We start from the raw sequence: 25,438 nt of genomic DNA, 5'->3' as shown, positions 1-25,438 counted from the left end.
CCCCCTCTCTCCGGACTTCGGCCGCGGGCGCAAGCCCCGCGGCCGGAGCGGAGCCAATTCTCGAGATGCGCGGCATCTCGAAGTCGTTTCCGGGCGTCCGGGCTCTCGACGGCGTCGACTTCGACGTCCGCCGGGGGGAACTTCACGTCTTGTTCGGGGAGAACGGGGCCGGCAAGTCGACGCTCATAAACGTCATCGCCGGCACCTTCCCCCCGGACGAGGGCGCGTTCCGCTTCAATGGCGAGGAGGCGAGGAACCTCACGCCCCACCGGGCCCGCGCCATCGGCATCAGCCCGGTATTCCAGGAATTTTCGCTCGTCTCCAGCCTCACGGTCGAGGAGAATTTGTTCCTCGGCAGGGAGGTGTCGAAGGGCGGCATCCTTAATCCGCGCCGGATGCGGAAACAGGCGCTCGAACTCATCGAGGAACTCGGCTTCGCGCTCGAGCCGCGCAAGCAGGTCGGCAGCCTGTCTCGCGCCCACCAGCAGATGGTGGAGATCGCCAAGGCCCTGCTCAGCGACGTGCGCCTGCTCATCCTCGACGAGCCGACGGCGTCGCTCACCGAGCGCGAGACCGGGCGCCTCTTCGAGCTCATCGCCAAGCTGAAGAGCCAGGGCGTCGGGATCATCTACGTCTCGCACCGCATGCGCGAGATCCGCTCGCTCGCCGACCGGATCACCGTGCTGCGCGACGGGCGGCTCATCAAGACGCTGGACGCAGCCGATGTGAGCGACGGCGAACTCGTCGAACTCATGACCGGCCGCAAGATCGACGTGCTCTTCCCCAAGATCACCCACAAGCCCGGGAAGACCGCGGTCGAGGCAATCGGCGTCAGCGTTGCCGACGGCAGCGTGAAGGGCGTCAACTTCCATGCCCGGGCCGGCGAGATCACCGGGATCGCCGGGCTCGTGGGCTGCGGCAAGTCCGAGCTGGTGCGTGCCATTTACGGCATCGAGCCGGTCTCGGGCGGCGAGGTCCGGATTGCCGACGTCCCCTATGTCAGACCGGGGCCGCATGCGAGCCTGCAGCGCGGCCTCGCCTATTTCCCCGCCAACCGCGTCGCGGAAGGGCTCGCGCTCGGCAGGCCGATCCGCGAGAACGCCTCGATGGCGGCGCTCGACCTCGACCGCTTCGTGCGCAGGGGGATCCTCGACGTCCGCAGCGAGCGCTCCGCGATCCGCGGCATCGTCGACCGTCTGAAGCTGCGGCCACCCGACATCGAGCGCGCCGTCGGCAACCTCTCCGGTGGCAACCGGCAGAAGGTGATGCTGGCCCGCGCGCTGACGCGCGACCTTTCCGTCTTCCTGTTCGACGAGCCGACCGTCGGCATCGACGTCGGTGCGAAGGTGGAGGTCTACGAGTTCATGAAGGACCTCGTGGAGGCCGGGGCCGCCGTCGTCGTGGTCTCGTCCGAGCTGCCGGAGGTCCTGAACCTCTCGAACCGCCTCTACGTGATGCACCACGGCGAGATCGTCGCCGAGCTCGAGGGCGACGCCATCAACGAGCAGAACGTGCTGGCGAGCTTCTTCGAGCACCGCGAGGGGGAGCAGGCGGCATGAGCCAGACCGTCGCGCCGGCCCCGGCCGCCGGGGGAGGGGTCCGCTTCGGCGACATCATCTCGAGGATCGGCTTCCTGCCGCTTCTGCTGATCCTGGTGATCGTGCTGATGTCGCTGGTGGAGCCGAAGTTCTACGGCTCCGGCAACGTCATCAACATCCTGCGCCAGGCCTCCTGGCTCGCCATCATCGCCTGCGGCCAGGCGCTGGTGATCATCGTCGGCGGCTTCGACCTGTCGGTCGGAGCGACGGTGGCCCTGGCCAGCGTCGTCATGGCCAAGACCATGGCCTCGCTCGCCGCCGCCTATCCCGACACGCCGTCCATCGCCGTTACGATCGGACTGATCGCCGGCCTCGGCAGCGGTGTCGTTGTCGGGATCATCAACGGGCTGTGCGTCGCCTATCTCCGCATCTCCGGCTTCATCGTGACGCTTGGCACGATGTCGGCCACCCTCGGCGTGGCGCTGATCCTGACGAACGGCATCCCGGTCTACGGAATGCCGGAGGGCTTCGTGAAGGAGTTCGGGCGCGGCCAGTTCTTCGGCCTGCCCATCTCGATCTACGTGGCGCTGATCGTCATCGCCCTGGTCATCTTCCTGCAGCGGCGCACCCTGCTCGGGCGCTACATCTTCGCCATCGGCGGCAACGCCCAGGCGGCGACCGTTTCCGGCGTCTCGACGCGCGGCTACCTGATCGCGACCTACGCCATTTCGGGGCTTCTTGCGGCGCTGACGGGCGTGCTCCTCACCGCGCAGGTGGGCTCCGGACAGGCGAGCTTCGGCGGCGACCGCATGATGCTGCAGTCGATCGCCGCAGCGGTGATCGGCGGCGTCAGCCTGCGCGGCGGCATCGGCCGGGCCGAGATGGTGGCGCTGAGCGCGCTCTTCCTCACCATTCTCACCAACTCGTTGAACCTGCTGAAGGTGAACAGCAAGATCCAGCTGATCTTCCTGGGCGTGATCATGGTGGCGGCCGTCGCCATCGATGAAATCGGGACGCGGAGGGCGCGCAGTGCCGCCGGCAAGTGAACAGGCGGTCCCGCTCGGGACCGGGCGCCTCCATCTGCGCTGGAACAACCTGATGAAGGCGGTGCTGCCGGCCGCGCTGCTGGTGCTGCTCCTCGGCTTCAGCCTCGTCGACGCGCGGGTGCTCTCGCCCGAGAACCTCGTCAACATCGCCCAGCAGACGAGCTATCTCGCCATCTTCGCCATGGCCCAGATGGTGGTGCTCGTCACGCGCGGCTTCGACCTCGCGCTGGGGCCGGCCGTGTCGATGGTCAGCGTCGCCGTGGCGCTCGTCATGGCCGCGCTCACGGCGTCTGGCGGGCATGCGCCCGCGGTCATCTTGCTGGCGGGGTTGGCCACCGGCTTCGCCTTCGCCCTCGGAGTGGGGCTCTTCAACGGGCTCATCGTCGCAATGGTCGGCGTCAGCCCCTTCGTGACGACGCTCGGCAGCTACAACATCGCGCTCGGGATCGCGACGACGCTCTCGGACGGCCGCCCGGTGCAGGGGGTGCCGGAGATCTACTCGACGCTGCTCTATTCCGGCACCGTCCTCGGCGTCCCCGCGGCGCTCGTCATCGCCTTCGTCATCGCCATCGCCCTGCATCTCGCGCTGCGCTACACGGTCTTCGGCCGCGCGCTCTACATCATCGGCACGAACGAGCGTTCCGCCGTCGTCGCGGGCATGCCGACGCGCCGCATCCTCGTCTATGCCTATGTGCTCAGTGCCCTCCTGACGGCGGTCGGCGCGATGATGCTGACGGCGCGCACCGGGTCGGGAGAGCCGAACCTTGGCGGCTCGCTGTCGCTGCAGGCCATCGCCGCGGCCGTGGTGGGAGGCGTCAGCCTCGCGGGCGGGGCGGGGGGCGTCGGAACGGCCATCCTGGGCGCGCTCTTCGTCACCATCCTGTCGAACGGCATGAACCTCGCCCGCATCGACGGCTACGTGCAGATGATCGTGCTCGGCGCCATCGTCATCCTCGGCGTCGTGCTGGACAGGCTGCGCCTGCGCGCCCAGGGGCACTGAGGAGCGGGCACTAAGGCGCGCGCTGCTTCAGCCCGCCACCGAGTAGTCGACCGGCGTGCCGTGCCAGCCCTGTTCGCGCCGCGCCCAGAATGCCTCGCGAAGCCGCTCGGAGATCTGGCCGGGCATGTCGTTGCCCATGATGCGGCCGTCGATGCGGGACGCCGGCATGATGCCGCCCGCCGTGGTGGCGAGGAAGATCTCGTCTGCCTCGCGCAGCTCATGTGCGGGCATCGGCCTGATCTCGGCGGGGATGCCGAGCTCGCGGCACAGCTCCATGACGCTCAGCCGGGTCATGCCCTCCAGCACGCCCGAATCCGGCGTCGCCACCCGCCCGCCTGTGACGGCAAAGACGTTGTAGCCGGCTCCTTCGGTAACGTTGCCCTCCTCGTCCAGCAGCACGCAGAACTCGGCGCCCCGGTCGAGCGCCTCGAACTGCCCCTTGGTCAGGTCGGCCCAGTGGAAGTTCTTCGCCCGGGGATCGACCGAGCGGGTGGGAATGCGCAGCGTCTCGGCGATGACGAGATGCGCCCCGCGCCGCATCTGCTCCGGGCTGAGCAGGCAGATCCACGGCACGGCGAAGGCGGTGATGTAGTTGCGCGCGAAAGCGGGGTGGTAGGGCATGCCGGCCGGCGGGCGGCCGCGCAGGCAGTCGACCGCGACATAGGCATCCTGAAGGCCCGCGAGCGCGACGCAGCGGTTGAGGATGGCGCGGATGTCGTCGTCGGTCTCCTGCGGCTGCATCCGGAACGCCTTCATCGAGGCGCGGAAGCGGCGGAGATGGTCGTCGAGCCGGAAAAACCGGCCGCGCCAGACGCCGATCACGTCATAGGTCGCGTCCGACCGCCGGTATCCCCAGTCGGTGAGCGGGATGCTGGCCTCGAAGATGGGCATGTACCGGCCGTTCACATAGGCCGCCCCGGCGGCGTAGGAGCTGAGGGCGGTGGTCATGCGTGCTCTCCGGTTTCCGGCCCTCCAGCCTGTGCGCGTTCGACGAGGAGGAGCCCGTCCTTCGTTACGGTAGCGCGATCGCCGGGCGGGATCACGGTCGTCGTCGTGCCTTCCTCGACGAGGGCGGGTCCCTCCAGGGAGAAGCCGCCGGGAAGCGCCTCCCGGCGCCAGACGGTCCAGCCATCCCCGCGATGGCGCGGCTCCGGGGCGGCTCCCTGCGGTGACACCGGCAGGCCGATCAGCGCGACGTCGCGCTCCGCGGCCACTGAGGCGTGGGTGATCTCGACCACATGGCCGTCGAGCCTGAAGGAGTAGCTGCGCTCGTGCTCCGCGTGGAAGCGCGCGGCGAGCGCGGGGGCTGGCTCTCGGGGGACACAGGGCACCACGACGCTGTGCTCCTGGCCGCGATAGCGCATGTCCAGGCTGTGGCGGACCGTGATGTCGCAACCGTCGTCGAGCTTGCGGCGCGCCTCCTGCGTAAGTTCGTCGAGCACGGCGCCCGCCGCCGCCGGAGCGTTCTCGTCCAGCGGCAGGAAGACCGTGCGCCTCGCCTCCGCCCGCGGACGGGCGGCGAGCATTCCCCAGGCCGAGAAGATACCGGGCCAGGGCGGGATCACGACGCCACGCACCCCAAGGGCGCGGCCCAGCGCCGCCGCGAAGAGCGGCCCGGCGCCGCCGCTGACCACCAGCCGGAACTTGCGGGGGTCATGGCCGCGCTGCACGGTGACGAGCTTCAGCGCGTTGATCATGTTGGCGGAGGCGACCGCGAAAGCCGCTTCCGCGGCTGCGCGTGCGTCCATGGCGAGGGCGCGCCCGAGTGCCTCGTAGGCGCCGACGGCGCCGTCCCTGTCGAGCCGCATCCGCCCGGCCGCGAAGGTGGCGGGATCGACGTGGCCCAGCACCACCGCAGCATCTGTGAGCGTCGGCTGGGTCCCTCCCCGCCCGTAGCAGACCGGGCCGGGATCGGCACCCGCGCTGCGCGGGCCGACGCTCAGGCGGCCCTGCGCGTCGACGCCGACGATCGACCCGCCGCCCGCCCCGATCTCGACGATGTCGACGACGGGGGCCTGGACGGGATAGCCGGGCCAGAGGCGGGTCTTCTCGACATGGTAGAGATGCGAGGTCTCCGGTCCATCGGCACCGACGAGGCAGCACTTCGCGGTCGTCCCGCCGACGTCGAGATAGATGACGCCCTCGCTGCCGAGCGCCCGGGCGATGCGGGCCGCGCCGGCCGCGCCGCCTGCCGGGCCGGATTCCAGCAACGTCAGCGGCTGCGCCATGGCCTGCGCGAAACTCGCGACGCCACCGCTCGACAGCATGGCATGGTGCGGCGGTGCGACGGACACCTTGGTGAGACCGTCCGCGAGGCCCGAGAGGTAGCGGCGCACGATCGGCTGCACATAGGCGTTCAGGACGGCCGTGCTGCTGCGCTCATATTCGCGCCATTCACGCGAGACCTCGCAGCTGGCACAGACCGTGACCCCGGGAAGCGCCTCGCGCAGCAGCCTGGCCGCGCGTTCCTCGTGAGCCGGCGCCCTGTAGCTGTGCAGGAACACGATGGCGAGGGCCTCGACCCCAGCGGCCCGGCAGGCCTCCGCGACACGGGCGACGTCGCCCTCGGCGAGCGGCGTGACCACCGTGCCGTCCGCCGCGACGCGCTCGCCGACCTCGAAACGCAGGGCTCGCGGCACGAAGGGCGGCGGGGTGCGCGAGCGAAGATTGTAGAGGTCGGGCCGGTTGCCGCGGCCGATCTCCAGCACGTCGCGGAAGCCGCGCGTGGTCACGAGCGCCGTCATCACGCCCTTGCGCTCGGTGACGGCGTTGATGACGGCCGTGCCGCCATGGACGAAATAGGCGACCGCCGCAGGGTCGAGGCCGTGCAGCTCGCGCGCCTCGGCGATGGCGGCGAGCACGCCGCGCGACTGGTCCTGCGGCGTGGTCAGCGTCTTCGCCGTGAACACGGCGCCCGTCGTCTCGTCGAAGGCGACGAGGTCGGTGAAGGTGCCGCCGACATCGGTTGCGAGGCGGATCACCGGCCACCCTCCCCGGAGCCGTAGAGGCGGTCCGCGTCCTCGGGCGAGAGGAGCCCGTCCTCGACGTCCCGCGCCACGGCCGCGGCGTCGCGGCCGGCGGGATCGCCCCAGCCTCCGCCGCCGCCCGTGGCGATGGCGACGACGTCGCCGGGCGAGAGGTCGAAGCGGGCGCACCGCGACAGCGTCAGCCGCGTGGCGCCGGAGGGTTCGCGGATCCTGAGCGCGTTCAGCGAGCCGTCCCGCCCGCCATCGACGCCCCAGGGCGGCGTGGCGGTACGCCCGAAGCCGCAATAGCCCCAGGCCTGCCCGGCCAGGACCCGATAGTCGCGCACGAGGCCGTAGCCGCCGCGATGGCGCCCCGCGCCGGCGCCCGCCTCGGTGTTGAAGCCGTAGCGCTCGACGAAGAGCGGGAACTTCGCCTCGATGAGCTCGACGGAGTAGTTGAACGTGTCGCCGTCCGTCAGCGAGATCAGGCCGGACGAGCCGTCCCTGTCGCGGCAGGCACCCCAGCCGCCATGCTGCGGCTCGATGTGGACGAACTCCTCGCCATGCGCGTCACGCCCGGTGATGTAGGTGACGCACAGGCTGGCGTAGGAGCCGGCGGGGAAGCGCTCCGGCGCGACGGGGGCGAGCGCCTTCCAGACCAGCTCGGAGGCATGGACGGAGCCCTCGTAGTACCAGCCCGTCGGCGACGGCTTCTCGGCGCTGAAGACCGTGCGCGGCGGCAGCACGATGTCGAGCGGCCGGAACCAGCCCTCGTTGGACGGGTCCTGCGGGCCGACCAGGGCCTTGAAGACGGTCTTGACGGCAGAGCGGGTGGCGCCCGCGGCGCAGTTGACCGGCCCGGCTGCGGTGGGGGCCGTGCCCGTGAAGTCGACCGACAGGGAGTTTCCGCGCTTCGTCACCCGGCAGCGGACGGGGATGGGTGCATCCGAGACGCCGTCGCCGTCGATAACGTCGGTTGCCTCGAACTCGCCGTCCGGCAGCGCCTCGAGGGCGGCGCGGCTGCGGCGCTCGGCGTCGTTAAGGATCGCTTCGCAGCAATCCTCGAACGTCCCCAGCCCATAGTCGGCGATGATCTCGGCGACGCGGGCGGCGGCCCGGCGGGTGGAGGCGAGCTGCGCCCTGAGATCGGCGAGCGCCAGCAGGGGAAGCCGGACGTTCTCCGCGATCAGCCGCTCGATCTCCGGCAGGATGCGGTCGTCCCGGGTGACGCGGAAGCCGGGGAGGCGCAGCCCCTCCTGGAACACCGAGGTGGCGTCCGGCGGCAGACTGCCGGGCACGGCGCCGCCGACATCGAGCCAGTGCGCCACGTTGATGGCGTAGGCGACGACGCGGCCGTCGTGAAACAGCGGCGTGACGATGGCCATGTCGCAGGCATGCGTGCCGCCGCGATAGGGGTCGTTCGTGACGAAGCTGTCGCCCGGCTGCATCTCGCCGTCGAAGCGCTCCTTGATGAAGCGGACCTGGTCGGAGAAGGTGCCGGTGAAGAGCGTGATCCCGTTGGCCTGGGCGACGAGGTCGCCGTCGGCGCGGCAGACCCCGCACGCGAAGTCGAGAACCTCGTAGATCACCGGGCTCATGCTGGTGCGGGCGGTGATGATGCCCATCTCGTCGACGCAGGCCATCAGCTTGCCGTGCACGATCTCGAGCGTGGCGGGGTCCACCGGAGGAGCCGCCTGCCTCACGCGCGCACCAGCGAATTCGCCGTGCACAGGCGGGCAACGGACCGGCGCATGACGTGCGCCTCCTCGACGCTCACGGCCCTGAAGTTCAGCACGTCCCAGGGCCGCGCCTGGCCGAGCTTCCAGAACTCGGCGCTGGCGACAGTGTAGGGATTGATGAAGCCGCCCGTGCTCGGCCCGTCGAGCGCCAGGATGATCGGCGTCTGCCCTGCGAGGTTCACCGCTCCCACGGGATAGCCGTGATCCAGAATGTTGGACGGGTCCTGCCCGTGCTCCGGCCGCTTGTCGTAGGCGCGCGGCGCGAAGGTGAATTCCGGGCCGGTGAGGCGGATGCCGGTGCGGTTGCTCTTGGCCTGGATCGTCCAGTCGGCCGAGAGGAACCGGTCATGCGCGGCCTGGTCGAGCCAGTCGTCGTTCGGGCCGGGCACGGCTGAGATCGTCCAGCGACGGGCCTCGCCGATGCCGGGGCGGGCATCCCGGCGCACGGTCCAGCCCGCCGAACCCCCGGCCGGACCCAGCGGGACCGACTGGCCGGCCTTCACGGCGTAGCCCTCGATGCCGCCGACGCCGGCCATGTGAAAGGTGGAGCGCGAGCCGAGCACGGCGGGCGTTTCGATGCCGCCATCGACGGCGATGTAGGCGCGGGCTCCGGTGCGGGCCGAGCCCAGCGCCAGCACCTGCCCGGCTTTCACCGCGACGGTGGTCCAGGGCGGCACCGGGGAGCCATCGAGCGTGGCACCCATATCGGCTCCGGTCACGGCGACGATGGCGTCCGTTGCGAATCGCAGGCTCGGGCCGAGGAACTGGCACTCCAGCGCAGCCGCGTCCCGGTCATTGCCGACGAGCAGGTTGGCCAGGCGGAACGACCAGGCATCCATCGGCCCGGAAGGCGGGAAGCCCTGCTCCCAGTGGCCGATGCGGCCTGGCAGGTCCTGGACGCTGGTCTCGAGCCCCGGCTTGACGACCTCGAAGCTCCTCATGCCTGCCTCCCCGTGTCGGAGGACGACAGGTCGAGGCCGGCGAGCCAGGTCTTGTAGCGGCGGATGGAGAAGACCTGGTAGTCGACGAATTCGTGCTCGTACACGCCCGCCTCCACCTCGACCGCGATCTCCGCGTATTCGCGTTCGTCGATGGGCACGAACTTCACCCGGTCACCGGCCCGGAACAGCGCGAGGCTGTCCTTGAACGCCTTGAGGCGCTGCGTCCGATCCCAGATCGGCATGGGCGTGCGGGCGAAGATCTGGTACCCGCCCGGCGTCTGGTCGGGATAGATGCAGGTGAGCGCCCCGCCGAGCCCGATCGTGCCCTTGGGCGTCCACATGCGCGGCGGGTTGTATTTCGGAGCGGTCAGCCGCGAGCCGGGGTGCAGCGGCATCAGCGAGCACAGGCCGGGCCAGAAGCCGAGGGCGGCGACGAGATACTCGGTGCGCGCATGCACGCGCTTCAGCGCATCGCGGCCGGCAAGCCCGTTCGCCTCGCAGATCAGCTCGGGATCGAGCACCGGCTTTGGCGCGACCTTGGCCCGGTAGTCCTCGACGCAGTCGCGCGTCCACGGGTCGAAGTAGAGGATGGGGACGGAATAGAGGCGGCTCTCCAGCTCCAGCTCGTCGAGGCTGCCCATGCCGTCGCGCAGGCGCCTCACCTCGCGGGCGAGATCGTCGATCCCGATTCGGTCCCCGTCATAGGAAATCAGGATCGAGGCCATCTCCGGGATGAGCTCGACGAGCCCGTCGATCCGGCTCTCGCGCAGCATCCTCGCCAGCGCGTGCACCTGGATGTTGAGGTCGAGGCTCATCTCGTCGCCGAGCTCGACCTGCAGGAAGCGGTCGCCGCCGGGCAGGAAACGCGGTTCGTCGTAGATCATCGCTCCGCTCCGCTCAGGCGCGCGCGAGATGCGGCTTCAGCGCCGTGAAGACGGCGCGGGCGACCTCGACGGCTCCGGGCGTGTCGCTGTGCACGCAGATCGATTCGGCGGTCACGGCCACATCCCTGCCGTTCACGGAGGCCGTCACCCCGTGCTCGACGGCCCGCAGCACCTTGTCGGCGGCGGCCTGCGGCGTCACGGGCTCGTGGAAGCGCGTGATGATCTGGCGGCCGGCATCGTCATAGTCGAGGTCGGAGTAGAACTCGCAGGAGAAGCTGACGCCGCGCCGCTCGAAGACCCGCGACATGGCACAGTCGGAATAGGCGATCACCGGCAGGCCGAGCGCCAGCGCCGCGTCGGCGATGCCCTCGGCGAGGTCCTCGTCGCGCTGCGCCATGCCGAAGAGGGCCCCGTGCGGCTTGATGTGCGACAGGGCCATCCCTTCGGCGTCGGTGAAGGCCTTGAGCGCACCGGTCTGGTAGAGGACGAGGGCGGCGACCTCGGCGCGGGTCATCTTCATCTCGCGACGGCCGAAGCCCTCGCGATCGGGCAGGCCGGGATGCGATCCGACGTTGATCCCGTGGCGCTTGGCGGCTTTCACCGTCTGCCACATCACCATGGGGTCGGACGCATGGAAGCCGCAGGCGACGTTGGCGTGCGTGATGAACGGCATGCAGGCCTCGTCGTCGCCGAAGCGGTAGATGCCGAAGGCTTCGCCCATGTCGCAATTGATCGTAACCGGCATGCCAGCGTCCCCCCTCGTGCCGGTCGGGCCGGCTTGCCTGGCTGCGCCACTCGTCCGCACCGTCCCACAACATCCCGTCGTGCTTGCAGGATCCGGACCGCCAGCGGCCAAGGTGGCTGCGCGGGTCGAGACGGTCAAGCCGCTATTTGTGATCACCGATGTCTGATGTAGAACGGTCGAACGGGGCCGCCGCCGGGCTGTCGCCGCGGAGCACATTATGGAAGCGGGACCCCTGCGCGCACCGGACGTGATCGCATCGGCGCTTCGCGCCGTCGAGACGAACACGCTGCAGGAGCGCGTCTATGCGCGGCTGCGCGAGGCTTTGTTCGAGGGCCGTCTGCCGCCGGGCGAGACGATGAACATCCGCACGCTCGCCACGGCGCTTGGCACGAGCGTCATGCCCGTGCGTGAGGCGCTGCAGCGCCTGGTCGCCGAACACGTGCTCACCCAGCAGCCGAACCGCGCCTTCCGGGTCGCCAGCCTCACCCGCGGCCAGCATGGCGAGCTGCTCGAGATCCGCTGCCTCAACGAAGGGCATGCGGCCCGGCTGGCCGCCGCGTCGGCGACCCCCGATTTCGTCGCGAGGCTGCGTGCGCTGAACGACGAGATGGCGGCGCGCATTGCCGCCGGCGACGTGCCGGGGGCGGTCAGCGTCAACCAGAAGTTCCACTTCGCCGTCTACCGCCAGGCCGGCTCGCCCATGCTGATGGGGCTGATCGAATCCTTCTGGTTGCGTGCCGGCCCCTTCCTCGGTTCCCTCCACACCGTCCCGGGCACGGCGGAGATCTACGAGCAGAGCATCCCGCGCCACCTCGCACTGGTCGAGGCGCTCGAGCGCCGGGATGGACGGGCCGCCGAGCGCGCTCTGTGCGAGGACCTGCGTACCGCCAATGCCGGCTATGCCAGCCTCACCTTCGGCGAAACGGACGCGGCGGCTGCTGTCCGGCGCGCGCGGAGGAGCCAGAGGTGACCGCACGGCCCTTCCTCCCCGTCGTCGCCGTCGTGGGCTGCGGCCTCGTCGGCGCGTCCTGGGCCGCCCTGTTCGCGGCGACCGGGCGCACCGTGTTCGCGTGGGATCCCGATCCCGAGCGCAGGCGCGCTCTGGCCGGCCGGATCGCACCCCTGCGCCGGCAGCTGCGCCGGCTGGGATTGGCCGGGCGCGGCAGGGTGACGGCCTGCGAGACGCTGGAGGACGCTGTCCGCGACGCCGGCTGGATCCAGGAGAACGCGCCGGAGAACGCCACCCTGAAGCAGGAGCTCTTTGCTCGCATCGAGGCTGCCGCCCCCCGAGCGGCGACGATCGGGTCCAGCACCTCCGCATTGCTCTGGTCCGACATCTCGTCCACGATGCACAAGCCGGGACGGCTCGTCGTCGCGCACCCCTTCAATCCGGCCCACCTCATGCCTCTGGTCGAGATCTACGGTCCGGACGACGTCCATGCGCGCAAGGCCGTGCGCTTCATGCGGGCGCTCGGGAAGGTGCCGGTGCGCATGCGCAAGGAAGCGCCGGGTCACCTCGCCAACAGGCTGGCCTCGGCGCTGTGGCGCGAGGCCGTGCATCTCGCGGCGGAGGGTGTCGCCGACGTCGCCGACATCGACGCGGCGCTCGTCGCCGGGCCCGGGCTGCGCTGGTCGGTCATCGGCCCGCACCTCGCCTACCATCTCGGAGGCGGGGAGGGCGGGATCGCAGCCTATCTCGACCATCTCGGTCCCAGCCAGGAGCGACGCTGGAGCAGCCTCGGCTCGCCGACCCTGTCGCCGGATGTCAAGGCCGTGCTCGTGGACGGCGTCGCCGCGGAGGCCGGTGGACGCAGCATCGCGGAACTGGAGCGCTGGCGCGACGAGAAGCTGATCGCGGCGCTCGCGGGCTCCCGCCGCAAGGCGCCTGCGGGAGGCAAGCGGGCATGACCCGTTCCGTCGCCATCGCGGTTGCGCCCAATGGGGCCCGGCGAGGCAAGGCCGATCACCGGGCGCTGCCGATCACCCCGGCCGAACTTGCCCGGGCTGCGGCCGAGGCGCTGGAGGCGGGCGCGTCGGTGCTCCACATGCATGTCCGCGACGCGGAAGGCCGCCACGTGCTCGACGCCGATCTCTACCGCGACGCGACCGTGCAGGTGCGGCGCGCCGTCGGAGACCGGCTCGTGGTGCAGATCACGACCGAGGCGGTGGGCGTCTACTCGCCGGCCGAGCAGCGCCGGGTCGTGGAGGAGGTGCGCCCGGAGGCGGTGTCGGTCGCCCTGCGCGAGCTCGCGCCCGAGGGGGAGGAACGATCCTTCTTCCGCTTCCTCGACTGGGCGCGGCAGGAGGGCATTGCGGTGCAGGTCATCCTCTACGACCGAGCCGACCGCGACCGGCTCCTCGCTTTCGCCGCGCGCGGCGATGTGGATGCGGCGTCCACCGGTGTCCTCTACGTGCTCGGGCGCTATGCGGAACGGCAGCTCGCCCGTCCCTCCGAGCTGATGCCGTTCCTGGACGACGGCGCCTCGCCTTTCCCGAACTGGATGTGCTGCGCCTTCGGGGCCGAGGAAACCCGCTGCCTCGCGCTTGCAGCGCTGCTGGGCGGCGACATGCGCACTGGTTTCGAGAACAACTTCACACTGCCCGACGGCCGTATCGCCGCAGGGAATTCCGACCTCGTGGCCGCCGCAGCGCGCGCCGCAACCGCTCTCGGTCTCGGCCTTGCCGATGCCGGCGCGGTGCGCGAGCGCTGGCTGGGGCGGTGAGATCCCCTCACAAAACAAACCCGGGAGAGACCCCATGAACGCCAACACGCCGATCAACTCGCAAAGCGCGCGGGACGTGAACTACGTGCTGCACCCCTACACGAATGCGCGCGTGCACGAGAGCAAGGGCCCGATCATCATCGAGCGCGGCAAGGGCGTGTACGTCTACGACGATCAGGGCAAGGAATACATCGAAGGGCTGGCCGGCCTGTGGAGCGTGGCGCTCGGCTTCGGCGAGGAGCGCCTTGTGCAGGCCGCGGCCGAGCAGATGCGCAAGCTGCCATACTACCACACCTTCGCCGGCAAGTCGCACAACCCATCCATCGACCTCGCCGAGAAGCTGGTGTCGATGGCGCCGTCGCACCTGAAGCGCGTCTTCTTCACCAACTCCGGCTCCGAGGCCAACGACACGGTGATGAAGATCGTCTGGTACCTCAACAACGCTCTGGGGCGGCCGAAGAAGAAGAAGTTCATTGCCCGCATCCGCGGCTATCACGGCATCACGATCGCGTCGGGAAGCCTGACCGGCCTGCCCTGGAACCACCGCGACTTCGACCTGCCCATCGCCAACGTGCTGCACACGGCGTGCCCGCACCACTACCGCTTCGCCCACGAGGGCGAAACCGAGGAGGACTTCGCCAGCCGCCTCGCCAACCAGCTGCAGGACCTGATCGACGCCGAGGGTCCCGAGACCGTCGCCGCCTTCATCGGCGAGCCGGTGATGGGCGCCGGCGGGGTCATCGTGCCGCCGGCCACCTACTGGGAGAAGATCCAGGCCGTGTGCCGCAAGCACGACATCCTGATCGTCGCCGACGAGGTCATCAACGGCTTCGGGCGCACCGGCACCACCTTCGCCTGCGAGCGCTACAAGATCACGCCCGACATGCTGGTGCTGTCGAAGCAGATCACCTCCTCCTACATGCCGCTGGCCGCCATCCTGATGACGGACGAGATCTACCAGGGGCTGGCGGACAACTCGGCCCGCATCGGCACCTTCGGGCACGGCTACACGGCGAGCGGCCATCCCGTCGCGACCGCGGTCGCGCTGGAGAACCTGAAGATCATGGAGGAGCGCGGCGTCATCGAGCATGCGCGCCAGATGGAGCCGCTGTTCCAGGAGGGCCTGCGCAAGTTCGCCGGCCATCCCCTCGTCGGCGAGGCGCGCGGCGTCGGCCTGATCGGCGCGCTGGAGCTGGTGGCCGACAAGGCGACCAAGCGCCAGTTCGACCCGATCGGCAAGGTCGGCGCCTATCTCTACGACCGCGGCCACCATCACGGCCTGATCGTGCGCAACATCCAGGACAACGTAGCGATGTGCCCGCCCATGATCATCAAGCCGGAGGAGATCGCCGAGATGTTCCGGCGCTTCGAGCTGGCGCTGGCCGACACATGGGCCTGGGTGCAGGAGAACGGGCTCCAGGCGCCGGAGTAAGCGCTGACTTCCCGGCAAGGCGGGGGAACCCGTCTTCCACCCGGCCTTGCCGTCGTGCCATCCTGCAACCGCCGCGCTCCAGCCGCGCGGCGGCTGCGGGAGGGTTGACGAGGTGCGGAGGCTCAAGCGCCTGTTGCAGCGGCTGCTGGTTCTCGCCATCGGCGCGGCGACCGTCTGGCTGATCCTCGTCGTTTTCTTCGACGTCGCCGACCGGCGGCTGCCGCTGGTGCTGGCGCTCGCCGCCACCTACGGGATCGCGGCCTATCTCATCATCCCGCGCGCCATCCGCCTCGGGGCCCGCCTCACCCATGCCGGCAAGGTGCCGTCCTACACCCTCACCGGGGACGGGCTGCCGGGCGATCCGGTGAACGTCGCGCTGATCGGCACGCGCGAGGAGTTGAGCCGGGCCTTCGCCGCGGCGGGCTGGAGCGGGGCGGACCCGCTGGGGCTGACGAGCTCGTGGAAGATGGCCGTCGCATTCGTCATGAACCGGCCCTATCCCACGGCGCCCTTCAGCACGCTCTACCTGTTCGACCGGGGACAGGACGTCGGCTTCCAGAAGCCGATCGGCGACAGCCCGCGCAAGCGTCACCACGTGCGGTTCTGGGGCCTGTCGGTGGAAAGGGCAGAGGCCACCCTCGACACGCCGGCGCTGTGGTTGCAGTCCGCGCAGCCGGTTTCGGGAGAGAAGGCCGTCTGGATCGGAGCCGTCACCAAGGACACCGGACTGTCCCTGACCCGGCTGAGCTTCCAGGTCACGCACGCGACCGACGCCGACACCAACGCTGAACGGGACTTCCTCGTCGGTGAGCTGGCCGGTTCCGGCGTGATCTCGGAGGCGCGCTCCTACACGCCCGGGGAGCGGCTCTCCATCGGCAAGGTGAACCGCTACATCACGGACGGCGCCATCGCGGTTGCTGAACTGGCGCCGGCCGCGTGAGCGCGAGCGCTTCTTCCATTGCTGAAATAACGTCGCTCAAGTGTCTCTCGCGTATGCGATCAAGCGCCGACTTGACGCTGTTGCTGCACAGTGTCGAATGATGGCCGGGCTGTCCGGCCACTTGAGGAGAGGCACGACCATGGTCCCCCGCCGGGTCTTTGCAATGCTGCCGCTGCTGATCTGTGCGCCAGCCGACGCCGAAACGCTGCCCACGGAGACAAGCAGGCTGAGGGTGTGGAGCGACGACCAGTATGCGCGGCTCGTGCTGGGAGCGCGCCAGCTCGGGCGCCGCTACAGCGATGCCGACGTGGTCAGCGGCGCGAGGCGGCACTACGAGGAGGTGAGGGCGCAGTACTGCGACGGATCAGCGGCAGCCGTGGTGCCAGGCATTCCGGCGGACTGCGACGGCCCGGCCAGGCTGATCCCCTGATGATGCACGGCCAGCCATGAGGACGATCATCCTGGTCATTGTCTCGAGCCTGGCCCTGTGGGCACCCGCCGCGCGCGCCCATGACGTCTATCACCAGCTCAAGGGGCGCGGCGGGCAGCTCTGCTGCAGCGGCTCGAAGGAGGAGGGCGACTGCGAGTCCGTGGCGGCCTACCGCCTGACTCCCGAGGGAGACGTGGTCGTCTCGAGCCGCCGCTACGGGACGGACGTGCTTGTGGCCCGGGACAGGATCGTCTGGAGCCCAGTCCCCGGCAGCGCGGCGCCGGCGCACTGGTGCGGGGTCCCGCGTGCCCGGGGCGTGCGCGGACACCAGCCCTCGCCCGTCGATCCCGCCGACCCGGATCCGTCCTACCTGACCATCTGCGCCTTCATCGACCCCGGCAGCAGCTGAAGCCCGTACTTTACCTGAATCACACCGTTACCTGAAGCTCAGCCGCCCTGGTGTACTCGGTTCATGTCCCGGCGTGAGGTGGCGACCTCGCTGATCAGGGACTGCAGGCCGGGATGGCGGGCGAGGAAGGACATGAAGTCCCGGCGGCTGAGGACGAACAGCTCGCAGAAGTCGGTGGCCGTGACGGTGGCGCTGCGCCGTTCCCCGCTGAGCAGGGCCATCTCGCCGAAGAAGTCTCCCGGCCCCAGCGGCACGTCGCCGTTCGGGGTCTCCACCTGGACGCTGCCGGAGGAGATGAAATAGGCCCCCGACGGCCTGTCGCCCTTGCGGATCACGCGCTCGCCCGGTTGCGCCGAGGCGGGGCGAAACAGCATGACGAGGTCTTCGCGCGCGATGTCGTCCAGGCCGGCGAAAATGGGAAACTTGCCCATGACGGCGCGGATCTCGACGCTGTGTTCCTCCTCCCGCGCTTCGGCCCTGCGCCGCACCGCCTCCAGCCTCTCCTCCAGATCGCCGAGCCTCTTTTGGCCGTAGGCCGACAATCGCGGCGAGGCCGCGACGGCCGAGCCGATCGCGTCGGCTGCGGCATAGGCGAGCGAGCTCAGCGTGATCGACAAGAGCGCTGCGGCGACGATGAGGTCGCGGCCCTCCGGCGGCAGCAGGCCGGTGGAGATGCCGAGGGCGGCGAGGATGAAGGAGAATTCGCCGATGCGCGCCAGCGCGGCTGCCGTCGCGATGCCGACGGAAAGCGGATATCCGAGGAGCGCCACGATGGCCGTCGCCGCGACCGCCTTGCCGATGACGATGACGGCCAGCACCTCGGCCACCTGCATCGGCTTCTCGACGAGGATGCGCGGGTCGAACAGCATCCCGACGGAGACGAAGAAGAGCACCGCGAAGGCGTCCTGCATGGGCATGGATTCGGCCGCGGCCCGGTGGCCGAAGCGCGATTCGCTCAGAACCACGCCGGCGAAGAAGGCGCCGAGCGCCAGCGACACGCCGAAGACCTGTGCGGCGGCGAAGGCGATGCCGATCGCGACCGCCAGGACGGACAGGGTGAAGAGCTCGCGCGAGCCGGTGCGGGCGACCTGCTGCAGCAGCCACGGCACGACGCGGGGCCCGAGCACGATGGCGAGGGTCACGAAGGCAGCCACCTTGCCCAGCGTGATGGCGAGCGACACCGCGAGGCTGCCCTGGCCCTCGGCCGGAGCCGCGCCCAGCACCTCGGCCAGCGCGGGCAGCAGCACGAGCACCAGGACCATGGCGAGGTCCTCGACGATGAGCCAGCCGACGGCGATGCGGCCGGCGCTCGTGGTGAGCCCGTTGCGCTCCTCCAGTGCGCGAAGCACCACCACCGTGCTCGCCACCGAGAGGCAGAGCCCGAAGACGAGCGCTCCCCCGAAAGTCCAGCCCCATCCCATGGCGAGGGCCGTCCCGAGCGCGGTGGCCACGGCGATGAGCAGGAGCGCCCCCGGCACCGCCACACCGCGCACCGCCGACAAATCGGCCGGAGAGAAATGCAGGCCGACGCCGAACATCAGGAGGATGACACCGACTTCCGCCAACTGGCTCGCGAGGCCTGAATCGGCCACGAAGCCCGGGGTGAACGGTCCGACGGCTACGCCCGCCACGAGGTAGCCGACCAGCGGCGGCAACCCGATTTTCTGGGCGATGAAGCCGAAGCAGAAGGCGAACGCGAAGCAGGTCGCGATGGTCGAGATCAGTGAAACGCCATGATCCATAAACGGCTCAGCCCAAGACGGTCCCGTTGCACGCTTGGCGTGTGTCGCCGCTCCGTGCAAGTTGAATCCGTGCCACCCGCCCTGTGCAGGGCTCCGCGGCTTCCCAGCCGGAGCGTCGAAGGCTATCACCTTGGGTGCCGGCGTTCCGGCCGCCACGCAGGATGACGCACATCATGAGCGACGCCCCGGTCATCGCCCGCGCTCCGGCCCGTGTGCCCGACCGCGACAAGATCCCCTACCAGCACCCGCAGCCTTTCGGCATGGTCCCCGACATCATCGTCGCCGGGGGCGCGGCGGCCGACGGCGACGAGAGGATGTGGGTGCCGCAGTCGGACACGGTGTCATTCCGGCCGCTCGTGCTCAACGTGACGCAGGGCTACTACGTCAACGTCCTGCGCGTGCGCCGCTCCGGCGTGCTGTCCCGGCACAGGCATTTCGGCCCCGTGCACGCCTTCGTCATGCGGGGCAGCTGGCGCTACCTCGAGCATGACTGGGTGGCACGCGAGGGCGACTACGTGTTCGAGCCGCCGGGCGAGACGCACACGCTGGTCGTTCCCGACGAGGTGACGGAGATGATGACGCTGTTCCACGTCACGGGCGGCTACGCCTATTGCGATCCCCATGGCGAGACCACGGGGGTCGAGGACGTCTTCACCAAGCTCGACGCCGCCCGCCGGCACTTCGCCGCCGTCGGCCTCGGCGAGGAATACGCACAGCGCTTCGTGCGCTGAACCGGGCCGGGAGCCGCCGATGGACGCCTTCATCTGCATTACCTGCGGCACCCAGTATCCCGAGACGGAGGCGCCGCCGCCGGCCTGCCCGATCTGCGAGGAATACCGGCAATACGTGGCGCCCTCCGGCCAGGAATGGACGACGCTCGACCGCCTGCGCCGCACGCACATGCAGGCGGTGCGGCAGGAGGCCGAGCTGATCGGCATCGGCGTCGCCCCGATGTTCGGCATCGGCCAGCGCGCCCTGCTGGTCCGGACGCCCGCCGGCAACGTGCTGTGGGACTGCGTGTCCCTCCTCGATCCCGCCACGGTGGAGATGATCGCCGGCCTCGGCGGGCTCGCCGCCATCGCCATCTCGCACCCGCACTACTACACGACGATGGTGGAGTGGAGCCGGGCCTTCGACGACGTCCCGGTCTGGCTGCACGCGCAGGACCGCGACTTCGTCATGCGGCCCGACCCGTGCCTCCGGTTCTGGGAGGAAGAGACTCGGGAACTGCTGCCCGGGCTCACCCTGGTCCGCTCCGGCGGGCATTTCGAGGGCGGCGCCGTCCTGCATTGCGCCCATCTGTGCGGCGGCAAGGGCGCGCTTCTGGCCGGAGACCTGCTGCAGGTGGTGGCCGACGGCAAGCATCTCGGTTTCATGCGCTCCTACCCCAACTTCATCCCGCTCGGCGCCGCCTCGGTGCGCGCCATCGCCAGCCGGATTTCAGGCTTTCGCTACGACGCGATCTATGGCGCGTGGTGGGGAAAGGTGATCCGCTCGGGGGCGGCCGAGGCGATGGCGGCCTCGGTCGAGCGCCACGTCCACTGGCTCGGCCGCGACGATATCTGAGGAGACGGGATGGATACGGTTCTGGTCACGGGCGCGCAGGGCCTCATCGGCGCGGCCGTCTGCCGCCTGCTCGCCTCCCGTGCGCGGCCCTTCGTCGCCACGGACTGGCGGGCCGGGGAGGGCGTGACGGCGCTCGACGTCTCCGACGGCGCTGCCGTCGAGGCCCTGGCGGACAGGTCCCCGTTCGGCTCCATCGTTCACTGCGCAGCGTATTCCGGACCGATGGTGGAGGCCGACCGGCCGGCGGAGCTCGTGCGGGTAAACGTCGGCGGAACGGTGAACCTCCTCGAGGTAATGCGTAAGCGCGGCCTGAGCCGGATATCCTACTGTTCGTCGGTCAGTGCGATCGGACCCACGCAGGCGAGGTCCGACGGGACGCTGATCCCGGCGCCGAGCACGGTCTACGGCGCGACGAAGACGGCTTGCGAGCACATCCTGGAGGGCTACCGGATCGAGCACGGCGTCGACAGCGTCAGCCTGCGCTTCCCGCATGTCTACGGCCCCCGCCGCAGCACCGCCTGTGCCATCAAGACGATGGTCCTCGACGCGATTGCCGGGCGCACCACCCGCCTCGGCGCCTCCGGCGGCGTCCCGACCCAGTTCATCCATGCCGATGACGCCGCGCTGGCGCTGGTGACGGCGCTCGATGCGCCCGTGCTTCCCGCCCGGCGCTACATGGCCACCGGCGGCGAATTCCTGCCTATGTCCGAGGTGGTCGCCATCGTGCGGGACGTGGTGCCGGGTGCGCGGGTCGAGGTCGAGCCGGGGATGGAATCGGCCTACGAAATGCAGCAGGAGTTCGATGTCTCACCGATCGCGCGTGACATCGGCTTCACGCCGAAGGTGCGCCTGCGCGAGGGCATTCGATCGACGTGGGAAACGCTGGCGCGCGAAGCGGGCCGCTGATCTCCGACCCGCGTTCAGAAGAGGCCCGCCATGCCCGTCATCGTCCATACGCCGCCCGGCACGGGTCTCTCGCGCGAGGAGGTCGAGCGCTGGCGGCCGGTGCCCGCCGCCATCGCCATCGATCTGGGCGGAGACATCGGCCAGATCGACCCTGCCGTCGCGCCGCTCCGCCCCCGGGCGCTGCAGGCGCGGCTGTTCGGGCCGGCGCTGACGGTCCGGTGCGAGCCGCCGGACTTCGGCGCGGTGCTCTACGCGCTCGATCTCATCCGGCCCGGCGACGTGCTGCTGATCGCCGCCGGAGGGCGGGCCGACACCGCGATGATCGGTGACATCCTCGGCGGTCATTTGCGGGCCCGCGGCGGGGTGGGACTGGTCTGCGACGGTGCCGTGCGCGACACCGATACGCTGGCGGGATGGGACGATTTCCCCGTCTATGCGCGCCACGTCAATCCGCGCGGTCCGATCTCGATCGAGCGCGGCGCGGTGAACTGCCCCGTCGTAGCGGGCGGCACGATCGTCAGGCCCGGCGACATCCTCATCGGCGATGCCGACGGCCTCGCCGTCCTGCCGCCCTCGGCGGTTCGGACCCGCATAGGGGATGCCGAGGCGAGGCTCGCACGCGAGGATGGCTGGCGGGCTGCGCTGGCATCCGGGCGCAGTTTCCGGGAGATCTTCTCGCTTCCAGATCCCGCTTCGGGTGTGGATCCGGCAGCCGCGGGCGAGGTGCCCTGAGGCGGGCGCGGCAAAAATGTGGCGCCGCGATGATCCGGGAGTGTCCCGCAGGCCGTAAGCCGTGATATCGGGAACGCTGCGGCAGCGGTTTCCCGTCGCCGCTCGTCCCCCCAAGATCCGGCGAAACAAGGCCGCGGGTGTCCAGCATGAAGACGCAGATCGTGGTCGTCGGCGGCGGTGCCGGCGGACTGGAACTGGTACGACGGCTCGGCGCCAAGCTTGGCCGCGAGAAGTACGACGTGATCCTTCTCGAGCGGAACCGCACGCACATCTGGAAGCCGCTGCTGCACGAGGTGGCCGCCGGGTCCCTCGACGCCAATCTCGACGAGGTCGGGTACCGCAGCCACGGGCACCGCTGGGGCTACCGTTATTTCTTCGGCAGCCTGGAAGGGATCGACCGCGAGGCCCGGCAGGTGATCGTGGCCCCCATCCACGAGGAGGACGGCTCCGAGCTGATCGGGAGGCACCGCATCCGCTACGACTACCTGGTGCTCGCCGTGGGCGCGGTCTCCAACGATTTCGGCACGCCGGGCGCGCGCAAGCATTGCCTCTTTCTCGACGACCGGGAGCAGGCCGACCGGTTCCGCGAGAAGCTCCTCAACCACTGCCTTCGCGTGTCGCGCGCGATGATCGCCGACCCGTCGGTGGACGCGAAGGTGGAGATCGTCATCGTCGGCGCCGGCGCGACCGGCGTGGAACTGGCGGCCGAGCTCTACAACGCGGCTGCGGGCCTGCGGCACTACGGGCTGGAGGTGTTCGACGAGAGCCGCCTCAAGGTGACCCTCGTGGAGGCCGGACCGCGCATCCTGCCGGCCCTTCCGGAAAAGCTCGCCAAGGCCGCGCACGAGGAGCTCGAGGCGCTGGGCGTCCGCGTCCTGACGGGTACGGCGATCACCGAGGTCACCGCGGAGGCGATGGTGACGAAGGGCGGCGAGGTCATCCCCGCCGACCTCAAAGTGTGGGCGGCCGGCGTACGCGCGCCCGACCTGCTGCAGGGTATCGCCGGGCTGGAGACGACGCGGTCCAACCAGCTCGTCGTGCGGCCGACGCTGCAGACGACGCGCGACGATCGCGTCTTCGCGCTGGGCGATTGCTGCTTCTTCAAGCCCGAGGGCGAGGAGCGGCCGGTGCCGCCGCGTGCCCAGGCCGCGCACCAGATGGCGTGGACGGCCTACTGCAACATACTGGCCATGATCAACAACCGCCCGCTGCAGCCCTTCGTGTACCGCGACAAGGGCTCGCTCGTGTCGCTGAGCCGCTTCTCGACCGTGGGCAGCCTGATGGGAAACCTCGTGGGCGGGCGCATGGCGATCGAGGGCCGGCTGGCGCGCATGGTCTACCTGTCGCTCTACCGGCTGCACCTCATCGGCATCCATGGCTGGCTGAAGGGCGTCGCGCTCATCGCCGTCGGCCATGTCAACCAGGTGGTGCGGCCGAAGCTCAAGCTGCACTGACGCGGCGCGGCTCGCCCCTGGCGAGCCCTCCCGGATCCGTTGACAGGCTGCCGTCCGCCGCCGAACATGTGTGTACGAATGATCGGCATACAGTTCGCGGAGGTGCTGCGGTGAGCGGCCCCCGACAGCAGCATCGCCCGCTACCCTCCCCGTGCTTGCCCTTGCCCGGAGGCGCGGGAGCATGACATCGGGCCGCGGCGGAGACGGAACCAGGCGCATCGCCGGGATCGACGTCGGCGGTACCTTCACCGATCTCGTGCTGCTGGAGACCGGCCCCGGGGGATCCCGCGTGCGCCTGGCCAAGGTGCCGACCACGCTGCCCAACCAGGCGGAGGGCGTCTTGGCCGCCATCGAGGCGGCGGGGATCGTGCCGTCAGAGATCGACCTCATCGTGCACGGCACCACGGCGACGACAAACGCCGTGCTGGAACGCAAGGTGGCGCGCGTCGGGCTGATCACGACGCAGGGGTTCCGCGACACGCTGGAGATCGGCAGGCGGACGCGGCCCAGGCCCTACGGGATGACAGGCGTGTTCGAGCCGCTGGTCGAGCGCCACGATCGCTTCGAAGTGCCCGAGCGCATGGATGCGCGCGGCGAAGTGGTCGTCGCCCTCGACGAAGCGGCGGTCGAGGCTGCCGCCCGCGCCCTGGCGGCGGCGGGATGCGAGAGCCTCGTCATTCACTTCCTGCACTCCTACGCGAACCCTGCCCACGAAGTCCGGGCCGGCGAGATCGCCAGTGCCGTCTGGCCGAACTGCTACGTCACGCTTGGCCACCGGCTGCTCTCGGAGTTCCGGGAGTATGAGCGGGGAACGACGGCCTCGGTGAACGCCGCCGTCCAGCCGGTGCTCGACCGCTACATCCGCCGCCTGCAGGGCGAGCTGGAGGCGCGCGGCTTCCGGCGCGACCTGCTGGTCATGAACGGCAATGGCGGCATGGTGCCGGCGCGGCTCGTCGCGCGCGAGGCGGCGAAGACCGTCATGTCCGGTCCTGCCTCCGGCGTGACTGCCGCCGTGGCGACACTTGCGGCCGCCGGAGTGCCGAACGCCATCACCTACGACATGGGCGGCACCTCGACCGACGTGGCGCTCATCCATGGCGGCATCCCTGAGGTCTCGGCGGAGCTCACCATCGCCTATGGCCTGCCGATCCACGTCCCCATGGTGGACGTGCGCACCGTGGGGGCGGGCGGCGGCTCGATCGTCAGGGTGGATGCGTCCGGCATGCTGCGCATCGGGCCGGAATCGGCCGGTTCTCGACCAGGGCCGGTAGGCTTCGGCCGGGGCGGGACACGTCCCACCGTGACCGATGCTCACCTGCTGCTCGGGCGGCTCGATCCCTCCGCCCTCACCGGCGTCGGCGGGGGCTGCGACATGGACCGCGTCGCCGCCTCGTTCCTGGGCGTGGCGCAGGCGCTGGGGCTCACCATCGAGAATGCCGCCGCGGCGGCGATCCGTATCGCCGACACGCACATGGCCGGCGCTATCCGCGCCGTGTCGCTGTCGCGGGGCCACGACCCGCGCGACTTCGTGCTCTTCGCCTTCGGCGGAGCCGGGCCGCTGCACGCGGTGGGCATCGCGCGCGAGCTCGGCATCCCCGAGGTGCTGGTTCCAGCCCGCCCCGGCCTGACCAACGCGCTCGGCTGCGTCGTCGCCGACCTCCGCCAGGACTTCGTGCAGACCGTCAACACGCCGCTTCCCACGCTCGACATGGACCGCGTCTCCACCGTCCTGCGCGCCCAGCGCGCGGAGGGAGAGCGCATCAACGCGCTGGAGAAGGACGAGGTGGTGGAGAGCGTCGCCCTGCACGGCGCCGACATGCAGTTCCAGGGACAGACCCACCTCATCCGCGTCGCGCTTCCCGGGCCGGACGTAACCCGCGACGAGCTGCGGGCCATCTTCGAGGAGGCCTACTTCGCCCGCTTCCGCGTGCGGCTGCCGGAGATCCGTCCGGTGCTCGTCAACCTGGTGACGTCGGTGATCGGCAAGCGCGCGCCCTTCCCGGTAACTGCCCTGGTCTCGCCCAAGCCAGCGGGCGCCGCAAACGGCCGGCGCAAGCTCTATCTGGGCGGCAACTGGCGCGATGCCGCGGTGATCGACCGCGACGGCATGCGGGCCGGGGACGTCGTGGAGGGCCCCGCCGTCATCGAGCAGTTCGACGCGACGACCGTGGTGGAGCCCGGCGCCACCGCGCGCGTGGACAGCTCCGGCAACCTCCGCATCGCCGTCGGGGAGGTGCGCGCATGA

At 70.2% G+C, this 25,438-nt stretch carries 23 protein-coding genes; 16 read left to right on the top strand and 7 right to left on the bottom strand.

Annotated elements, in window-relative coordinates; translation table 11 throughout:
* Positions 1–65 precede the first annotated feature (65 nt).
* The 3 genes from AC5JCN_RS16380 to AC5JCN_RS16370 are packed head-to-tail and all read left to right on the top strand — an operon-like array spanning position 66 to position 3,584.
* Positions 66–1,559 carry a sugar ABC transporter ATP-binding protein gene (locus AC5JCN_RS16380; protein WP_495756152.1) on the top strand — a complete coding sequence of 498 codons (1,494 nt, stop codon included), beginning with the start codon at positions 66–68 and terminating at the stop codon, positions 1,557–1,559.
* Complete coding sequence (locus tag AC5JCN_RS16375) at positions 1,556–2,584, top strand: ABC transporter permease (RefSeq protein ID WP_495756151.1); 1,029 nt, start codon at positions 1,556–1,558, stop codon at positions 2,582–2,584. Before AC5JCN_RS16380 ends, AC5JCN_RS16375 begins: the two co-directional genes overlap by 4 nt.
* Positions 2,568–3,584, top strand: a complete 1,017-nt coding sequence (locus AC5JCN_RS16370) for an ABC transporter permease (RefSeq protein ID WP_495756150.1) — start codon at positions 2,568–2,570, stop codon at positions 3,582–3,584. Before AC5JCN_RS16375 ends, AC5JCN_RS16370 begins: the two co-directional genes overlap by 17 nt.
* A gap of 27 nt (positions 3,585–3,611) precedes the next feature.
* Here AC5JCN_RS16370 and AC5JCN_RS16365 read toward each other — a convergent pair whose 3' ends face one another.
* From AC5JCN_RS16365 to pxpA, 6 genes are read right to left on the bottom strand one after another with little or no spacing between them, the layout of a single operon-like run.
* Positions 3,612–4,532, bottom strand: a complete 921-nt coding sequence (locus AC5JCN_RS16365) for an aminotransferase class IV (RefSeq protein WP_495756149.1) — start codon at positions 4,530–4,532, stop codon at positions 3,612–3,614.
* A complete protein-coding gene (locus tag AC5JCN_RS16360; RefSeq protein ID WP_495756148.1) occupies positions 4,529–6,565 on the bottom strand; it encodes a hydantoinase/oxoprolinase family protein in 2,037 nt (678 codons plus the stop codon). Before AC5JCN_RS16360 ends, AC5JCN_RS16365 begins: the two co-directional genes overlap by 4 nt.
* On the bottom strand, positions 6,562–8,232 hold the full coding sequence (locus AC5JCN_RS16355) for a hydantoinase B/oxoprolinase family protein (protein ID WP_495756147.1): 1,671 nt from the start codon (positions 8,230–8,232) through the stop codon (positions 6,562–6,564). Before AC5JCN_RS16355 ends, AC5JCN_RS16360 begins: the two co-directional genes overlap by 4 nt.
* Before the next feature lie 17 nt (positions 8,233–8,249).
* Positions 8,250–9,230, bottom strand: coding sequence for a 5-oxoprolinase subunit C family protein (locus AC5JCN_RS16350; RefSeq protein WP_495756146.1), 981 nt, complete (start codon positions 9,228–9,230; stop codon positions 8,250–8,252).
* Positions 9,227–10,114 (bottom strand): 5-oxoprolinase subunit B family protein, encoded by an 888-nt coding sequence (locus AC5JCN_RS16345; RefSeq protein WP_495756145.1) that lies wholly within the window; start codon positions 10,112–10,114, stop codon positions 9,227–9,229. Before AC5JCN_RS16345 ends, AC5JCN_RS16350 begins: the two co-directional genes overlap by 4 nt.
* Positions 10,115–10,127: 13 nt before the next feature.
* On the bottom strand, positions 10,128–10,859 hold the full coding sequence (pxpA, locus tag AC5JCN_RS16340; RefSeq protein ID WP_495756144.1) for a 5-oxoprolinase subunit PxpA: 732 nt from the start codon (positions 10,857–10,859) through the stop codon (positions 10,128–10,130).
* Positions 10,860–11,076: 217 nt separating this feature from the next.
* Between pxpA and AC5JCN_RS16335 the strand changes: the two genes are divergently transcribed.
* The 7 genes from AC5JCN_RS16335 to AC5JCN_RS16305 all read left to right on the top strand — a co-directional run bounded on the left by AC5JCN_RS16335 (position 11,077) and on the right by AC5JCN_RS16305 (position 16,793).
* Positions 11,077–11,829, top strand: a complete 753-nt coding sequence (locus tag AC5JCN_RS16335) for a GntR family transcriptional regulator (RefSeq protein WP_495756143.1) — start codon at positions 11,077–11,079, stop codon at positions 11,827–11,829.
* Entirely contained in the window at positions 11,826–12,767 is a 942-nt protein-coding gene (locus tag AC5JCN_RS16330) for a 3-hydroxyacyl-CoA dehydrogenase NAD-binding domain-containing protein (RefSeq protein ID WP_495756142.1), read from the top strand. The genes AC5JCN_RS16335 and AC5JCN_RS16330 overlap by 4 nt, the downstream gene beginning before the upstream one ends.
* Complete coding sequence (locus AC5JCN_RS16325) at positions 12,764–13,582, top strand: beta-keto acid cleavage family enzyme (protein ID WP_495756141.1); 819 nt, start codon at positions 12,764–12,766, stop codon at positions 13,580–13,582. Before AC5JCN_RS16330 ends, AC5JCN_RS16325 begins: the two co-directional genes overlap by 4 nt.
* A gap of 34 nt (positions 13,583–13,616) precedes the next feature.
* Positions 13,617–15,014, top strand: coding sequence for an aspartate aminotransferase family protein (locus AC5JCN_RS16320; protein ID WP_495756140.1), 1,398 nt, complete (start codon positions 13,617–13,619; stop codon positions 15,012–15,014).
* 112 nt (positions 15,015–15,126) lie between these two features.
* The gene (locus tag AC5JCN_RS16315) at positions 15,127–15,954 is read left to right on the top strand and encodes an LssY C-terminal domain-containing protein (RefSeq protein ID WP_495756139.1); all 828 of its coding nucleotides are present in this window, start codon (positions 15,127–15,129) and stop codon (positions 15,952–15,954) included.
* A gap of 139 nt (positions 15,955–16,093) precedes the next feature.
* Positions 16,094–16,384 (top strand): hypothetical protein, encoded by a 291-nt coding sequence (locus AC5JCN_RS16310; protein ID WP_495756138.1) that lies wholly within the window; start codon positions 16,094–16,096, stop codon positions 16,382–16,384.
* A 16-nt stretch (positions 16,385–16,400) separates the two neighbouring features.
* Positions 16,401–16,793 (top strand): hypothetical protein, encoded by a 393-nt coding sequence (locus AC5JCN_RS16305; protein WP_495756137.1) that lies wholly within the window; start codon positions 16,401–16,403, stop codon positions 16,791–16,793.
* 38 nt (positions 16,794–16,831) lie between these two features.
* On the opposite strand, the gene AC5JCN_RS16300 is transcribed toward AC5JCN_RS16305, so the two are convergent.
* Positions 16,832–18,535: a cation:proton antiporter domain-containing protein gene (locus AC5JCN_RS16300; RefSeq protein ID WP_495756136.1), complete on the bottom strand. Its 1,704-nt coding sequence runs from the start codon at positions 18,533–18,535 to the stop codon at positions 16,832–16,834.
* A 173-nt stretch (positions 18,536–18,708) separates the two neighbouring features.
* Here AC5JCN_RS16300 and AC5JCN_RS16295 point away from each other — a divergent pair, with 173 nt between their 5' ends.
* The 6 genes from AC5JCN_RS16295 to AC5JCN_RS16270 all read left to right on the top strand — a co-directional run bounded on the left by AC5JCN_RS16295 (position 18,709) and on the right by AC5JCN_RS16270 (position 25,438).
* Entirely contained in the window at positions 18,709–19,266 is a 558-nt protein-coding gene (locus AC5JCN_RS16295) for a 2,4'-dihydroxyacetophenone dioxygenase family protein (protein WP_495756135.1), read from the top strand.
* Between the two features lie 19 nt (positions 19,267–19,285).
* Positions 19,286–20,101, top strand: a complete 816-nt coding sequence (locus AC5JCN_RS16290) for an MBL fold metallo-hydrolase (RefSeq protein ID WP_495756134.1) — start codon at positions 19,286–19,288, stop codon at positions 20,099–20,101.
* Positions 20,102–20,110: 9 nt separating this feature from the next.
* Positions 20,111–21,007, top strand: coding sequence for an NAD-dependent epimerase/dehydratase family protein (locus AC5JCN_RS16285; RefSeq protein WP_495756133.1), 897 nt, complete (start codon positions 20,111–20,113; stop codon positions 21,005–21,007).
* A gap of 30 nt (positions 21,008–21,037) precedes the next feature.
* The gene (locus AC5JCN_RS16280) at positions 21,038–21,739 is read left to right on the top strand and encodes an RraA family protein (RefSeq protein ID WP_495756132.1); all 702 of its coding nucleotides are present in this window, start codon (positions 21,038–21,040) and stop codon (positions 21,737–21,739) included.
* 146 nt (positions 21,740–21,885) lie between these two features.
* Positions 21,886–23,193 carry an NAD(P)/FAD-dependent oxidoreductase gene (locus tag AC5JCN_RS16275; protein WP_495756131.1) on the top strand — a complete coding sequence of 436 codons (1,308 nt, stop codon included), beginning with the start codon at positions 21,886–21,888 and terminating at the stop codon, positions 23,191–23,193.
* Between the two features lie 181 nt (positions 23,194–23,374).
* Positions 23,375–25,438, top strand: coding sequence for a hydantoinase/oxoprolinase family protein (locus AC5JCN_RS16270; RefSeq protein ID WP_495756130.1), 2,064 nt, complete (start codon positions 23,375–23,377; stop codon positions 25,436–25,438).

Source organism: Alsobacter sp., from assembly GCF_059501845.1.
Note: the sequence above shows the minus strand (reverse complement) of the source record. Positions and strands in the feature narration are given on the sequence as shown.

Excerpts from the sequence above, each read along its gene's own strand:
- AC5JCN_RS16325 (WP_495756141.1), top strand. The coding sequence starts at position 12,764 with ATGACCCGTTCCGTCGCCATCGCGGTTGCGCCCAATGGGGCCCGGCGA.
- AC5JCN_RS16295 (WP_495756135.1), top strand. The coding sequence starts at position 18,709 with ATGAGCGACGCCCCGGTCATCGCCCGCGCTCCGGCCCGTGTGCCCGAC.
- AC5JCN_RS16300 (WP_495756136.1), bottom strand. The coding sequence starts at position 18,535 with ATGGATCATGGCGTTTCACTGATCTCGACCATCGCGACCTGCTTCGCG.
- AC5JCN_RS16305 (WP_495756137.1), top strand. The coding sequence starts at position 16,401 with ATGAGGACGATCATCCTGGTCATTGTCTCGAGCCTGGCCCTGTGGGCA.
- AC5JCN_RS16290 (WP_495756134.1), top strand. The coding sequence starts at position 19,286 with ATGGACGCCTTCATCTGCATTACCTGCGGCACCCAGTATCCCGAGACG.
- AC5JCN_RS16270 (WP_495756130.1), top strand. The coding sequence starts at position 23,375 with ATGACATCGGGCCGCGGCGGAGACGGAACCAGGCGCATCGCCGGGATC.
- AC5JCN_RS16285 (WP_495756133.1), top strand. The coding sequence starts at position 20,111 with ATGGATACGGTTCTGGTCACGGGCGCGCAGGGCCTCATCGGCGCGGCC.
- AC5JCN_RS16280 (WP_495756132.1), top strand. The coding sequence starts at position 21,038 with ATGCCCGTCATCGTCCATACGCCGCCCGGCACGGGTCTCTCGCGCGAG.
- AC5JCN_RS16345 (WP_495756145.1), bottom strand. The coding sequence starts at position 10,114 with ATGATCTACGACGAACCGCGTTTCCTGCCCGGCGGCGACCGCTTCCTG.
- AC5JCN_RS16310 (WP_495756138.1), top strand. The coding sequence starts at position 16,094 with ATGGTCCCCCGCCGGGTCTTTGCAATGCTGCCGCTGCTGATCTGTGCG.
- AC5JCN_RS16375 (WP_495756151.1), top strand. The coding sequence starts at position 1,556 with ATGAGCCAGACCGTCGCGCCGGCCCCGGCCGCCGGGGGAGGGGTCCGC.
- AC5JCN_RS16275 (WP_495756131.1), top strand. The coding sequence starts at position 21,886 with ATGAAGACGCAGATCGTGGTCGTCGGCGGCGGTGCCGGCGGACTGGAA.
- AC5JCN_RS16335 (WP_495756143.1), top strand. The coding sequence starts at position 11,077 with ATGGAAGCGGGACCCCTGCGCGCACCGGACGTGATCGCATCGGCGCTT.
- AC5JCN_RS16350 (WP_495756146.1), bottom strand. The coding sequence starts at position 9,230 with ATGAGGAGCTTCGAGGTCGTCAAGCCGGGGCTCGAGACCAGCGTCCAG.
- AC5JCN_RS16365 (WP_495756149.1), bottom strand. The coding sequence starts at position 4,532 with ATGACCACCGCCCTCAGCTCCTACGCCGCCGGGGCGGCCTATGTGAAC.
- AC5JCN_RS16320 (WP_495756140.1), top strand. The coding sequence starts at position 13,617 with ATGAACGCCAACACGCCGATCAACTCGCAAAGCGCGCGGGACGTGAAC.
- pxpA (WP_495756144.1), bottom strand. The coding sequence starts at position 10,859 with ATGCCGGTTACGATCAATTGCGACATGGGCGAAGCCTTCGGCATCTAC.
- AC5JCN_RS16380 (WP_495756152.1), top strand. The coding sequence starts at position 66 with ATGCGCGGCATCTCGAAGTCGTTTCCGGGCGTCCGGGCTCTCGACGGC.